Source organism: Nocardioides sp. (assembly GCF_025964975.1).
Classification (GTDB): Bacteria; Actinomycetota; Actinomycetes; order Propionibacteriales; family Nocardioidaceae; genus Nocardioides.
In genome coordinates, this window is sequence record NZ_JAOPXV010000070.1 from 1 (window position 1) to 12,963 (window position 12,963).

Genomic DNA, 12,963 nt, shown 5'->3' on the forward strand with positions numbered 1-12,963 from the left:
CGAGGCGTGCACGTTCCGCCGGAAGATCTCGCCGTACAGACCGAGCGAGACGACGCCCTCCTGGATGCGTGCGCCCGCGCCCTCGTTGATGCCGACGATGGGGCAGCCGGTCCGCATGGCGAGGTCCATCACCTTGGTGATCTTCTCGCCGTACACCTCGCCCAACGAGCCGCCGAAGACGGTGAAGTCCTGGGAGAAGACGCAGACCTGGCGACCGTCCACCGTGCCGTAGCCGGTGACCACCCCGTCGCCGTACGGGCGCCGCTTCTCGAGCCCGAAGGCCGTCGACCGGTGCCGTGCCAGCTCGTCGAGCTCGACGAACGAGCCCTCGTCGAAGAGCATCGCGATGCGCTCGCGAGCCGTCTTGCGCCCCTTCGCGTGCTGCTTCTCGATCGCCTTCTCGGACCCCGCGTGCACGGCTTCGTCGAGCCGTCGCTCCAGGTCCGCGAGCTTGCCTGCGGTCGTGTGGATGTCGATGTCGTCGGGGACGTCGGTGCCCTCGCCGGGCTGCACCTGTGCGCTCACTCAGTGGCCTCCTTGGGATTCGTCGGCCAATCTAGTGCCCATGACTCCTGCCCCGGCACCGCGCCCAGCTCTCGATCCGGCCCGCGTCGCCGTCCCACCGGGGTGGCGTCTCGAGATCATCGAGAGCACGCCGTCGACCAATGCGCTCGTCGCCGACCGGGCGCGGGCGGGCGAGGAGCACGGACTGGTGGTCGCGGCCGAGCACCAGACCCAGGGACGCGGTCGGCTCGGTCGGGTCTGGGAGGCCCCGGCGCGCACCTCGCTGACCTTCTCGGTGCTGATGCGTCCCGACGTCCCGGCGAACGACTGGCCGTGGCTGCCGCTGCTGACCGGCTACGCGGTGCAGGCGGCGCTCGCAGACAGGCTCCCCGACATCAGCCTCAAGTGGCCCAACGACGTGCTTGTCGAGGAGTGCAAGGTCGCAGGCATCCTGGTCGAGCGCATCGAGACCCCGACCGGCCCCGCCGCGGTCGTGGGCATCGGGATCAACGTCGCGCAGACCCTGGACGAGCTGCCGGTCGCCCTGGCCACCTCGGTGGAGCTCGAGACCGGCGAACCCGTGGACCGCACCGACCTGCTCGGCCAGGTCCTCGGCTCCCTCCACGGGCTGCAGGGCCTCCTCGACGACCCGGAGGCGTTGCGCACGGCGTATGCCGACGTGTGCTCGACGCTGGGGCGCGAGGTGGAGTTGCACCTGCCCGCCGACGAGGTCCGCCGTGGCGAAGCCCTCGACATCGACAACCGGGGCGCCCTGGTGGTGAGCACCGCGGACGGGACGTTGACGGTGGGTGCGGGTGATGTCATACACGTACGCCCCCAGCAGTGACATGATCACCGCGTGGCCTACCCGACGAAGCTCCTCAACGACGGCGAGCACATCGTCGTATCCACCCGCACCCACTTCAAGGCCCTCATCGGTCCTGGCCTGATCCTGCTCGTCGTGGTGGCGGCCCTGCTGTTCCTGTCCACCCTCACCGACTCCACCGTGCTGGGGGTCGGCGCCGGTGTCGTTGCTGCCGTCATCGTCATCTGGTTCTGCGTGCGGCCGTTGATCGACTGGCTCACCACGACCTACACCTTCCCCAACCGCCGCTTCATCAAGCGGTCGGGGCTGGTCGCCAAGGAAGGCCGGACCATCCCGCTCAACCGGATCAGCGGCGTCGACTACGAGATCGGGGTGATCGACCGCATGTTCGGCTGCGGCACCCTCATCGTGTCGGACGCGAGCACGGACGGACGCGTGCTGATCTCGGACATCCCTCACGTCGAGAAGGTGCAGCTGCAGGTGGCCGAGGAGCTGCACAAGTTGTCCACCTCGCACCGGTCCGACGATGGCACGTGAGCGTCCACGCCCTCTGAGCTCGAAGCCGGGGCGACCCGACGGAGAGATCTCGGTCCCTGAGCGGCTCGATCTGGCGGTGCTCGGGCAGTCGCCCACCATGACGGCAGCCCAGGTGGCCGCCGAGACCGGCATCACCATCGACCAGGCCCGACGCCTGTGGCGCGCCCTGGGGTTCCCGGAGATGGGCAACGAGCACGCCTTCAGCGGGGTCGACGCCGACGCCGTCGGGGCCCTGATGAGCATCGTCGACTCGGGAGCCGTCGACTTCGACATGGCCGTCAACATGACCCGCGGGGTGGGCCAGACGATGTCGCGACTGGCCGACTGGGAGGTCGCCGCGCTCGCCGGACGGGTCGAGGAGCTCGAGGCGGGGGAGCACTCCACCGGCTCGCGGGTCGGCTCGGCGCTCCGCCTCATCGAGGAGCTGCGGGGGCCCTTCGAGGCGATGCTCGTCTATGCCTGGCGCCGCCACCTGGCCGCGTCCGTCGCGCGGATGGAGGCCATGGGAGCCGCCCACGAGGACCTCCACACGGTCGACGTCACCGTCGGCTTCGCCGACCTGGTCTCCTTCACGGCCCTGTCCAACGAGATGGACCGCGAGCAGATCGGCGACCTGGTCGAGAAGTTCGAGGGCCGCTGCCACGACGTGGTCTCCGTCCACGGCGGCCGGATCATCAAGAGCCTGGGCGACTCCGTCCTGTTCGTGATCGCCGATCCCGCGTCAGCGGTCGCCGTCGCGGAGGGCATCATCACCGTGATCGGTCGCGATGCGCGCATGCCGGACGTCCGGGTGGGACTGGCCTCCGGGGCCGTCATCCCGCGTCTGGGCGACGTGTTCGGGCCACCGGTGAACATGGCCGCCCGCCTCACCGCCGTGGCCCGGCGCAACCGGCTGATCATCGACCAGACGACCGCCGACCTGCTGCCCGCCGAGGACTTCGAGACGCGTCGGCTGCCTGCTCGGCCGTTGCGCGGCTTCGGCCTCGTCGAACCCGTCGCCGTACGCCGTCGCTGACGACTCGCTCGGGTGCTGGACTAGCCCGGTGGGTCCGACTTTGACCGATCGGGTCTTGTGCCCGGTTCGGGATCCCTACGTTGTGCTCGTGCTGTCGGTTCAGGATGTTCGCTTGGACCCGCACGCGCGCAGGGTGTGGCGGGCGGATCGGGAGCTACAGCTCTCACGCAAGGAATTCGATCTGCTTCATGCGCTCATGCGGCGAGCGGGCCAAGTGGTGACCCGTGCCGAGCTCATGCTCGAGGTCTGGGAGACCAGCTTCTGGTCATCCTCGAAGACGATCGACGTGCACCTGGGCTGGCTGCGGCGCAAGCTCCACGACGACCCCAGCGCCCCGGAGCTCATCAAGACCGTCCGTGGCGTGGGTCTCCGGTTCGAGGCCGGAGCGGTTGGCCCTAGGTACGGCGAACAGCCGCCCTGGCCCTAGTCTGCTCCTGTGTTCGAGCGCGCACCGACCCTCGCCGTGATCGGCGGCGGCCAGCTGGCCAGGATGATGGCGCAGCCGGCCATCGGGCTCGGACTGCCGCTCCGGTTGTTGGCCGAGGCGCCGGGCGTCTCAGCCGCCCAGGTGATCCCCGACCACATCGTGGGGGACTACGCCGACCTGCCGACGCTCCGCGAGGCCACCGCCGGCTGCCGGGTCGTCACCTTCGACCACGAGCACGTCCCGATCGCGCACCTGCGGGCACTCGCGGCCGACGGCATCGCCGTACGTCCCGCGCCCGAGGCCCTCGTTCACGCCCAGGACAAGGCCGTGATGCGGCAGCGCCTCGCCGAGCTCGGCGTGCCGTGCCCGCGCAACGCCGTCGTGGCGACGCGCGCTGACGTAGAGTCCTTCGGCCTGCCGTGCGTGCTCAAGACCACGCGGGGCGGCTATGACGGCAAGGGCGTGTGGGTCGTGCGCGACCTCGCCGAAGCCGACCTCGCCTTCGAGACTGCCGCAGCGGCCGGAGTGCAGGTCCTCGCCGAGGAGCTCGTCGACTTCCGCCGCGAGCTCTCCGCCCTCGTGGCGCGCTCTCCGTCGGGCCAGGCGGCCGCCTACGCCGTCGTCGCCTCGACGCAGCTGGACGGTGTCTGCCACGAGGTGGTCGCGCCGGCGCCCGACCTGGCACCCGCACTGGCCGGCGAGGCGCAGCAGATCGCGCTGCGGCTGGCCGGTGCGCTCGACGTCACGGGCATCCTCGCCGTCGAGCTCTTCGAGACGACCGACGGCCGGATCCTGGTCAACGAGCTCGCGATGCGCCCCCACAACACCGGTCACTGGAGCCAGGACGGTGCGGTGACGTCCCAGTTCGAGAATCATCTGCGCGCGGTCATGGACCTCCCGTTGGGCTCGCCCGCCCCGCGGGCTCGCTGGACGGTGATGGTCAACATCCTCGGTGGGCCGACCGACAGCGGCCGTCTCTTCGACGGGCTGCCGCACGCGATGGCGCGCGACCCCCACCTGCGCGTCCACCTCTACGGCAAGGACCTGCGACCGGGCCGCAAGGTGGGCCACGTGAACGCCTACGGCGACGACCTCGATGATTGTCTGGAGCGAGCCCGCCACGCAGCCGCGTGGTTCCGCGGAGACCTAGGAGACGAGAGCGAATGACGGACCCAATGACCGGGCAGACGACCGGGCAGACCCCACGGGTCGGCATTGTCATGGGATCGGACTCGGACTGGCCGGTGATGAAGAAGGCCACCGAGGCCCTCGCCGAGTTCGGTGTCGACTTCGAGGCCGACGTCGTCTCGGCGCACCGGATGCCCGACGAGATGCTGGCCTACGGGCGCGACGCGGCCGACCGGGGGCTCTCGGTGATCATCGCCGGTGCCGGTGGAGCGGCTCACCTGCCCGGCATGCTGGCCGCGGTCACTCCCCTGCCCGTCATCGGTGTGCCCGTCCCACTCAAGCACCTCGACGGCATGGACTCGCTGCTCTCGATCGTCCAGATGCCCGCTGGTGTCCCGGTCGCCACGGTGTCGATCGGCAACGCCCGCAACGCCGGCCTCCTCGCCGTACGCATCCTCGCCGTCGCCGACCCCGACCTGCGCCAGCGGATGGTGGCCTTCCAGGCCGACCTCAAGCAGGCCGCCCACGACAAGGGGTCCGTCGTGCGCGACGCCAGCTCGACGACCCGACGCAAGGCCGGCTTCTGACCACACCGCCCTAGGCTCGGCGCATGACGACACGCTGGGGAGTTGCCGGAACCGGTTGGATGGCCGAGGTCTTCGTGGCGGACTTCGCGCACGTGCCCGAAGCGGAGGTCGTGGCCATCGGCTCGCGCTCCGCGGACCGCGCGCGCGAGTTCGCCGCGGAGCACGGTGTGGCGGAGGGCTGGACCTACGACGAGCTGGTCGCGGCCGACGTCGACGTGGTCTACGTCGCGACCCCACATCCGCAGCACCACGCCCTCGCCATCGCGGCGATCGAGGCCGGCAAGCCGGTGTTGGTCGAGAAGTCCTTCACCGGATCCCTGGCCGACACCCGGGAGGTCGTCGACCTCGCGCGTGCACGCGGAGTCTTCTGCATGGAGGCCATGTGGACGAGGTTCCAGCCGGCGATGGTCGCCGCCACGTCGATGGTCGCCGACGGTGCCATCGGTGACGTGATCGCGGTCCAGGCCGACCTCGGCGCCTTCCGCGACTACGACCCCGAGCACCGGCTCTTCGCCCCTGAGCTGGGGGGCGGCTCGATCCTCGACCTCGGCGTCTACCCGATCTCGCTCGCCCAGTACTTCCTCGGCACCCCCTACGCCGTCACGGCGACCGGGACCCGTTACCCCAATGGCGTCGACGCCAGCGCCGTCATCGCGATGCAGTATGCCGATGGCCGAGGCGCCTCCGTCGCGTGCGCGCTCACCACGGAGACCCCCGGCCGGGCCGTCGTGTGGGGCACGGGCGGGTCCATCGAGATCGGTCCCCGGTTCCACCACCCGACCGAGCTGGTCGTCCGGCACAACGGGGGAGGGATGGAGACGCTCGACTTCCCGGTGCGAGGACGCGGCTACAGCCACGAGATCGACGAGGTCAACCGTTGCCTGGCGGCGGGGCTCCTCGAGTCGCCGACCATGCCACTGGCCGACACCGTCGACGTGCAGTGGGTGATGGAGGAGGCGCTGGCGCAGGTCAGTCGGTGACCCGACCCCGCATCGACTTGATGTGACTGCGTTCCTTCTTGGCCTTGAGCCGTCGTTCCTTCGACCCCCGCGTCGGCCTGGTGGCACGGCGCGGTGGCGGAGGCGGAGCGAGTGCCTCCCGGAGCAGGTCGGCCAGCCGCTCGCGGGCCGCGGCCCGGTTGCGGTGCTGGCTGCGGTGCTCGGACGCCGCGATGGCGATCACGCCGTCTGGCCAGCGCTTGAGTGCTCGCGCTCGCTGGAGGTCCGAGAAGCACGTCGCCGTACGCACGTCGAGCTCCAGCTCCACCCTGCTGTCGGTGGTGTTCACGGACTGGCCGCCCGGACCTGGCGAGCGGGAGAACCGTTCGACCAGGTCGCTGTCGGGGATGGTCAGGCCGGCGGGTAGGCCGGGACCGGGCGGGACCTTCACACGCCCCGCTTGCGCCACTCGATCGCCGGGCAGGTGTCCATCACCATCGCCACGCCCGCGGCCGTCGTCCGCTCGAACGCGTCCTCGTCGATGACGCCCAGCTGGAACCACACCGCCTTCGCGCCGATCGCCACCGCCTGGTCGGCGAACTCGCCTGCGTCCTCGGAGCGGCGGAAGACGTCGACCACGTCGATCGGGAACGGGACCTCTGCCAGCGTGGCGTAGCCCTGCTCGCCGTGCACGGTCTGCGCCGACGGGTGGATCGGCACGATCCGCTTGCCGCGCTGCTGGAGGAGGAGGGCGATGGAGTGGGCCGTGCGGGCGGGGTTGTCGGAGAGACCGACGATCGCCCACGTGATCAGGTCGTCGAGCATGAGCGAAACGGAGTCGTCGTCCTGCCGGGCCGCGTTCATCCCCCAATCGTACTGACGCGTAGGTATGGTCGGTCGGGTCGCCGACGTCACAGGGGGTGCGTCGGTCGGACGTAGTGCCCGACCTCCCACTCGATCGAAGGAAATCACCCGTATGCAGCTCACTGCACTTCCTCGTCAGATTGCCGCCGCCGGAGCCGTCGGCGCGCTCGCGTTCAGCGCACTCGCCATCGCCCCGGCCGCCAACGCTGGGGTGGCGACCAACGGCTACCTCTGCGTCAACGCCGTCGCCGGCACCGTTCCCGTCACCGTCGCCACCGACGTGACCCTGCCGCCGACGGCGCCCGCGGGCTTCGACGTCCCGGCCGACCTGCTCGACGTGAAGAACAAGGTCACCATCAGCAACGCCGACAAGGGCAAGTTCACCGCCTTCGGCGTCACGAAGGTCGACATGACCGACTACAAGCTGACCCTCGGCGACGTCGCGGTCGGCGCCGGCTCACTGGCGGTCGCCCCGTCGGCGTTCGTGGACAACGGCAACGGCACGTCCACCGCCGACATCAACGGCAAGAACGCGGCATTCACCACCCCGGCTGCCGGCACCTACGTGGTGAGCGCCCCGACGACCTTCAAGCTGCTCGCAACCCTGGGCAGCGGCCAGAACGCCGAGTTCGTGTGCAACAGCACGGCCGCACCCACCTCGGTGGGCTCGGTGACGATCGACGACAACGAGTCGATCACCACTGCAAAGGCGCGGGCCGTCGAGGCCGGCATGCCGGCCAAGGTGAAGGTCAAGGTCGTCGCCCCCAACGAGGTGCCGACCGGCAAGGTCATCGCGCAGATCGGCAGCAAGCGCGTCGCCAGGGGCGTGGTCAACGCCAAGGGCCGCGTCGTGCTGGAGGTCAAGGCGAAGTTCCTCACCCAGGCCAGCAACAAGGTCAAGGTCAAGTACCTCGGGGACGACTACACGGGCACGAGCAAGACCAAGGTCTTCGTGAAGGTCAAGGGCTGATCCTCCTGCCCTGACGCTCGCGTCGCAGGAGCACGCAGACCCGCCGGCCGGCGTCCCGCAGGGACGCCGGCCGGTGCTGGCGTCCGGGGGGTGACGTCGATCAACGGGTTGCGGTTACCCGAAAGTAGGATCGGGTCCATGACCGACTTCTACGCCCTGTCCGACGAGCACCAGGCCATCCGCGAGGCAGTGCGCGCCCTGTGCGAGGCCAAGGTGGCGCCGTACGCCGCAGCGGTGGACGAGGAGGCGCGCTACCCGCAGGAGGCGGCCGACGCGCTGCTGGCTGCCGACTTCCACGCACCGCACGTGCCGGAGCAGTACGGCGGGGCCGGCGCCGACGCCCTCGCGACCGTGATCGTGATCGAGGAGGTCGCCCGTGCCTGCGTCAGCTCGTCGCTGATCCCGGCCGTGAACAAGCTCGGCTCGCTGCCGGTGCAGATCAGCGGCTCGGAGGAGCTGAAGGCGAAGTATCTCGGCAAGCTGGCCGCCGGCGAGGGCGGCTTCTCCTACTGCCTGTCTGAGCCCGACGCAGGCTCCGATGCCGGTGGGATGAAGACCCGCGCTGTGCGCGACGGCGACGAATGGGTGATCGACGGAGTCAAGCGCTGGATCACCAACGCCGGTGAGTCCGAGTTCTACACCGTCATGGCCGTCACCGACCCGGCGCTGAAGACCCGTGGCGGGATCAGCGCCTTCGTCGTGGAGAAGTCGGACGAGGGTGTCTCCTTCGGTGCCCCGGAGAAGAAGCTCGGCATCAAGGGCTCGCCCACCCGCGAGGTCTACTTCGACGAGGTGCGGATCAGCGACGACCGCCGCATCGGCGACGTCGGCACCGGCTTCGTCACCGCGATGAAGACGCTGGACCACACGCGCGTCACCATCGCCGCCCAGGCCGTGGGCGTGGCGCAGGGTGCCCTCGACTACGCGCTCGGCTATGCCAAGGAGCGCCAGCAGTTCGGCAAGTCGATCGCCGAGTTCCAGGGCCTCCAGTTCATGCTCGCCGACATGGGCATGAAGATCGAGGCTGCCCGCCAGCTGACCTACGCCGCCGCAGGTCGCTCCGAGCGCGGCGACAAGGACCTCACGTTCTTCGGTGCTGCCGCGAAGTGCTTCGCCTCCGACGTGGCCATGCAGGTCACGGTCGACGCCGTCCAGGTGCTCGGCGGCTACGGCTACACGCGCGACTACCCGGTCGAGCGGATGATGCGCGACGCCAAGATCACTCAGATCTACGAGGGCACCAACCAGGTCCAGCGGATCGTGATGGCCCGCCAGCTCCTCGCCGGGATCCAGTCCGACCTCTGAGCCGGATCCGGGATGGCGCGTTGCCTGACGCGCTGATCCCTGAGTCCGGTACGGTCCGGCGCATGACCGTGACGCAACCCCATCGCCTGCCGGTGCGGGTGACGTTGGCGCACGAGTGCGAGCTCGTGACGGCCGGCCTCGCGGTGCTCATGGCGCCGCACGCATCCCGCGTCGTGGTGGTTTCCTCGCCCGGTGGCATACCCGCCAAGGACGTCGACCTGACCCTTCACGACACCCTCGCCGGCGTGCACGACCTGCCGGGGTTGCCCGCTCCGCCGATCGCCCACGACGGGCGTCTGGTCACCTGGACCTGGAACGCGCGTCCACAGCTCGTCCAGCTCGCCCTGGCCCATGGCGCCAGTGGCGTCCTGTCCAAGGAGCTGTCCGCCGCTCGTCTGCTCGCGGCCTTCGAGTCGATCCACCGCGGACGCCAGGTCGTCGACCTCGGAGACCGTCCGCCGACGGTGGGCGTCTCCGCCGAGCACGGCATCCTCACGCCCCGCGAGGGCGAGGTCATCTCGATGATCACCCAGGGCATGACCAACCAGGCGATCGCCCAACAGGCCTGCATCAGCATCAACTCGTTGAAGTCCTACATCCGCGCTGCCTACCGCAAGATGGGCGTCGAGTCCCGCTCGCAGGCTGTCCTGTGGGGCGTACGCCACGGCTATGTCGGCTCGACGGTCATCGACGAGGACGCTGGGATCAGCGCGTGAGCGCTCGCGCCGTCAGCCTGCGGGATAGGGATTGGTCCTGAGCAGGCTCGCCAGGTGCACCGCGTTGGTCGCGGCAGTCGTGAGCGTCTGCTGCGTCTTCTCCGGGGTGTCGTCGAGGTCCTGGTAGTCGGTCGCCTGCATGGCCTCGCCCACCCAGTAGGCCCCGGCCGAGGCCGGGATGGTGAACCCCACGTCGTTCAGGGCCTGGAGGCACTCCGCGATCACGTGGTGGGCGCCGTCCTCGTTGCCGACCACGGCCACGACGGCGGTCTTGCCGCTCATCGAGAGTCGTCCCTCGGCGCCAGTCTCCGAGAGCTCCGCGTCAAGGCGCTCGAGCACCATCTTCGTCACTGACGAGGGTTGCCCCATCCAGATGGGGGTGGCGATGGCGACGATGTCCGCAGCAAGGATGCGCTCGCGGATCCCGGGCCAGCCGTCACCGTCGCCCTCGTCGGTGGAGACGCCGAACCGGACGTTCCTGTCCACCACCCGGATGACCTCTCCCTCGACGCCGTGTGACTCGAGCTCGCTCAGCAGCTGTTGCCCGATCAGCGAGGAGCTGGACTCCGAAGGTGAGGGCTTGAGGGTGCATACGAGCACTACGGCGGTCAGGTCGGGCATGGGAGTCCTATCGGGTCAGTGGTGCGTGCATGTCGATCCCAGTGTGCAACCCACCCGAAAGGGGCCAGTCCCTAGCGACAGGCTTTCGTCCCGCGGTGCCCGTGCCGGGTGTGACGGCGGGACGGACGCAGGAAGACGAACCAGACCGCCGCGATGAGCAGGACCAGAGGGGCGCTCTTGACGACGGCGACCCCGACGATGATCGCGATCACGAGGACCGGCACGAACGTCGGCATCCCGCTGCGCGCCACCGGGGCCGGCCGCGCTGCGACGACGGGAGCGGGGGTGTGGGGGAGGTCCCAGAAGAGCTGGTCGAGGTCGGCCCGGGTGCGGGCCGACCAGATGGCGTCGAGGCGTTCGGCGTACTCCTCGTGGTCGAGGCGGCCGGCCGCGAAGTGGTTGTTCAACCTCGTCGTGGCGCCCTCCCGCTCCGCGTCGCCGATCCGGGTGTCCATCACAGGTCCCGAGGGTCGTCGAGGGCCTCGTCGTTGTCGTCGTCGTCCTGGCTCGGAGCGGCTCCGTCGGCGAGGATCCCGTAGAGCGCACGGCGGGTGTCCACGAGGACGCCGATCGCGGCCTTGCGCTGGCCGTCGGTGCCCTGGGTGACGATCTGCCACACGGCGCTCATCATCTGGCCGATCTCGGACTTCAGGTCTCCCGACGTCCCACTGGTGGCTCGCTGGCTCGCGCGCTGGAACGGGGCCCAGACGCCTTCGAGGTCGCCGGGGTGCGCGGCGACGTACGACTGACCCTCCTCCGTGAGGCGCAGGGTCTTTCGGCCGCGTTCGTCGTCGACCTCCACGAGACCTTCGTCTTGGAGCTGCTGGATCGTCGGGTAGACCGACCCGGGGCTCGGACGCCAGGCGCCGTCGCTGCGCTCGGCGATCTGCTGGATCACCTGGTAGCCGTTGACCGGCTCGTTGCGACTCACGGCGTCGCTGACCACGGACAGGATCGCGAGGCGTACGTCGCCGCGCCTGGCCCGTGGTCCGGGAGCGCTGGGCGTTGCGCCCGGCATCCCCCAGCCGAGCAGGCCCTGGACCCACGGCGGGGGACCGCCGTGGCCACCGCCACCGGGCCGGCGACCACGCTGGGCCCCGTCCCATCCCTGCCACGAGCTGCCGTGCTGCTGGAACCGCAGGTCCCAGGGGTTGCTCTTCTGTCCCATGATGGGGCTCCTTCGAGTGCTATCGACGTGATATCGGCAACCTATTGCGATATATCGCGATAGTAGACCGACGACGATGCTCGTTCAAGGGCCACCGGCTCAGAAGATCTCGGGCAGGTCGGAGGCGCGGCCGGTGAAGGAGGGTGAGCGCTTCTCCCGGAAGGCGGCAACGCCTTCCTTGCCGTCACCGGTCGAGGTGTAGAACATCGCCAGCGAGTCGGCGATGTGCATGTCCAGCGGGTGCGGGGCGGCCGTGCCGGCATAGATCAGGCGCTTGGCCAGGGCCAGGGCGACGGGTGAGCGGTCGCGCACGAAGGATCGGGCGAGCTCCAGGGCGGCGGGCACCAGGTCGTCGGGCTCGTGCAATGATCGGACCAGGCGTCCGGCGTACGCCGCATCGGCAGTCAGGACGTCGGCCGAGTAGACCCACTCCAGCGCCTGCTGGGTGCCAACGATGCGCGGCAGGAACCACGAGGAGCAGGCCTCGGGCACGATGCCGAGGCGACCGAAGACGAAGCCGATCCGGGCCTTCGTCGACACCATCCGGATGTCCATGGCGAGCGTCATCGTGGCGCCGATGCCGACGGCGGCGCCGTTGATGGCGCCGATGACCGGCTTGGGCAGGGCGTGGATCGCGAGGGTCACCCGGCCGCCCGTGTCGCGGATCCCCGAGTGGTAGGGCTCCTCGGTCAGGTGGTCGCGCAGGTCCTCCGGCGTCGGGTCGACCGACTCGTCGAGACCGAAGACGTTGCCGTCGGCGGACAGGTCCATGCCGGCGCAGAAGGCGCGTCCGGCTCCGGTGACCACCACGGCGCGGACCGCGTCGTCGCGGGCGTCGGTGAGGAAGACCCGCTCGAGCTCGCGGGCCATGGTGAGGTCGAACGCGTTGAGCGCGTCCGGGCGGTTGAGGGTGAGCGTGGCGACGCCGTCCGCGCCGACCGACCAGTCGAGGGTGTCGTAGGTCATCGGGTCGCTCCCTGGGGAAGGCCGGTGGGGGTGCACAGGCTCTTGGAGATGTCGGAGGTCTGGTCCTTGATGATGTAGTCGAACATCTGCTTGCTGCGCGCCGGGTCCCAGTGCACGGAGAGGTCCGCGATCGGGACCACGCAGCTCAGGCCGTTGTCGCCGTTGACGTGCGTCATCGCCGAGGCCCACTGGCCGGCCCGCACCACCGAGGTGCCCTCGCCGAAGGCGAAGAAGTCCGGGACCGCGGTGAGCAGGTTCCAGTACCGGAACGGGTTGAGGAAGGTCCACGGCGACACGACCTTCCTGCCGACCGCGGCCACCACCTCGCGCTGGTGCTTGACCCGGTCGATGTCGCCGATGTTCGACGTGTGCCGCGAGCGGGCGTAGCCCA

16 protein-coding genes and 2 pseudogenes are annotated in these 12,963 nt (G+C 69.9%); 10 read left to right on the forward strand and 8 right to left on the reverse strand.

The genetic code is table 11. The features are described from left to right. Nucleotides 1–513 (reverse strand): carboxyl transferase domain-containing protein (locus tag JWN68_RS04990; protein ID WP_366519747.1); only part of this gene is annotated, 513 nt, incomplete at its 3' end. Nucleotides 514–565: 52 nt separating this feature from the next. On the opposite strand from JWN68_RS04990, the gene JWN68_RS04995 reads away from it, so the two are divergent. From JWN68_RS04995 to JWN68_RS05025, 7 genes are all read left to right on the forward strand, one after another. Then, nucleotides 566–1,351, forward strand: coding sequence for a biotin--[acetyl-CoA-carboxylase] ligase (locus tag JWN68_RS04995; RefSeq protein ID WP_297735584.1), 786 nt, complete (start codon nucleotides 566–568; stop codon nucleotides 1,349–1,351). A gap of 12 nt (nucleotides 1,352–1,363) precedes the next feature. After that, a complete protein-coding gene (locus JWN68_RS05000) occupies nucleotides 1,364–1,867 on the forward strand; it encodes a PH domain-containing protein (protein WP_297735586.1) in 504 nt (167 codons plus the stop codon). A 97-nt stretch (nucleotides 1,868–1,964) separates the two neighbouring features. After that, on the forward strand, nucleotides 1,965–2,882 hold the full coding sequence (locus JWN68_RS05005; RefSeq protein ID WP_297735589.1) for an adenylate/guanylate cyclase domain-containing protein: 918 nt from the start codon (nucleotides 1,965–1,967) through the stop codon (nucleotides 2,880–2,882). 133 nt (nucleotides 2,883–3,015) lie between these two features. Further along, a complete protein-coding gene (locus JWN68_RS05010) occupies nucleotides 3,016–3,309 on the forward strand; it encodes a helix-turn-helix domain-containing protein (protein ID WP_297735627.1) in 294 nt (97 codons plus the stop codon). 9 nt (nucleotides 3,310–3,318) lie between these two features. Continuing rightward, nucleotides 3,319–4,476, forward strand: coding sequence for a 5-(carboxyamino)imidazole ribonucleotide synthase (locus tag JWN68_RS05015; RefSeq protein ID WP_297735592.1), 1,158 nt, complete (start codon nucleotides 3,319–3,321; stop codon nucleotides 4,474–4,476). Next, entirely contained in the window at nucleotides 4,473–5,024 is a 552-nt protein-coding gene (gene purE, locus JWN68_RS05020) for a 5-(carboxyamino)imidazole ribonucleotide mutase (RefSeq protein ID WP_297735594.1), read from the forward strand. Before JWN68_RS05015 ends, purE begins: the two co-directional genes overlap by 4 nt. A gap of 23 nt (nucleotides 5,025–5,047) precedes the next feature. Further along, nucleotides 5,048–6,004, forward strand: coding sequence for a Gfo/Idh/MocA family oxidoreductase (locus JWN68_RS05025; RefSeq protein WP_297735597.1), 957 nt, complete (start codon nucleotides 5,048–5,050; stop codon nucleotides 6,002–6,004). Here JWN68_RS05025 and arfB read toward each other — a convergent pair. Then, nucleotides 5,994–6,377: pseudogene (arfB, locus tag JWN68_RS05030) on the reverse strand (alternative ribosome rescue aminoacyl-tRNA hydrolase ArfB); the annotation flags it as partial. The gene JWN68_RS05025 and the pseudogene arfB overlap by 11 nt on opposite strands. 32 nt (nucleotides 6,378–6,409) lie before the next feature. Then, complete coding sequence (locus tag JWN68_RS05035) at nucleotides 6,410–6,826, reverse strand: CoA-binding protein (RefSeq protein WP_297735603.1); 417 nt, start codon at nucleotides 6,824–6,826, stop codon at nucleotides 6,410–6,412. A 112-nt stretch (nucleotides 6,827–6,938) separates the two neighbouring features. Between JWN68_RS05035 and JWN68_RS05040 the strand changes: the two genes are divergently transcribed. The 3 genes from JWN68_RS05040 (at nucleotide 6,939) to JWN68_RS05050 (ending at nucleotide 9,817) form a co-directional block, all read left to right on the forward strand. After that, nucleotides 6,939–7,796, forward strand: coding sequence for a DUF6801 domain-containing protein (locus JWN68_RS05040; RefSeq protein WP_297735606.1), 858 nt, complete (start codon nucleotides 6,939–6,941; stop codon nucleotides 7,794–7,796). Nucleotides 7,797–7,934: 138 nt separating this feature from the next. Beyond that, nucleotides 7,935–9,101 carry an acyl-CoA dehydrogenase family protein gene (locus JWN68_RS05045; RefSeq protein ID WP_297735609.1) on the forward strand — a complete coding sequence of 389 codons (1,167 nt, stop codon included), beginning with the start codon at nucleotides 7,935–7,937 and terminating at the stop codon, nucleotides 9,099–9,101. A 62-nt stretch (nucleotides 9,102–9,163) separates the two neighbouring features. Beyond that, entirely contained in the window at nucleotides 9,164–9,817 is a 654-nt protein-coding gene (locus JWN68_RS05050) for a response regulator transcription factor (protein ID WP_297735612.1), read from the forward strand. A gap of 12 nt (nucleotides 9,818–9,829) precedes the next feature. On the opposite strand, the gene JWN68_RS05055 is transcribed toward JWN68_RS05050, so the two are convergent. From JWN68_RS05055 to JWN68_RS05075, 5 genes and pseudogenes are all read right to left on the reverse strand, one after another. Next, nucleotides 9,830–10,438, reverse strand: a complete 609-nt coding sequence (locus tag JWN68_RS05055; RefSeq protein WP_297735615.1) for an NAD(P)H-dependent oxidoreductase — start codon at nucleotides 10,436–10,438, stop codon at nucleotides 9,830–9,832. Nucleotides 10,439–10,509: 71 nt separating this feature from the next. Continuing rightward, nucleotides 10,510–10,893: a DUF1707 domain-containing protein gene (locus JWN68_RS05060; RefSeq protein WP_297735618.1), complete on the reverse strand. Its 384-nt coding sequence runs from the start codon at nucleotides 10,891–10,893 to the stop codon at nucleotides 10,510–10,512. Beyond that, the gene (locus JWN68_RS05065; RefSeq protein WP_297735621.1) at nucleotides 10,893–11,606 is read right to left on the reverse strand and encodes a PadR family transcriptional regulator; all 714 of its coding nucleotides are present in this window, start codon (nucleotides 11,604–11,606) and stop codon (nucleotides 10,893–10,895) included. The genes JWN68_RS05060 and JWN68_RS05065 overlap by 1 nt, the downstream gene beginning before the upstream one ends. A 99-nt stretch (nucleotides 11,607–11,705) precedes the next feature. Further along, the gene (locus tag JWN68_RS05070) at nucleotides 11,706–12,572 is read right to left on the reverse strand and encodes a crotonase/enoyl-CoA hydratase family protein (RefSeq protein ID WP_297735624.1); all 867 of its coding nucleotides are present in this window, start codon (nucleotides 12,570–12,572) and stop codon (nucleotides 11,706–11,708) included. After that, nucleotides 12,569–12,963 (reverse strand): annotated as a pseudogene (locus tag JWN68_RS05075) (LytR family transcriptional regulator); the annotation flags it as partial. The gene JWN68_RS05070 and the pseudogene JWN68_RS05075, both read right to left, overlap by 4 nt.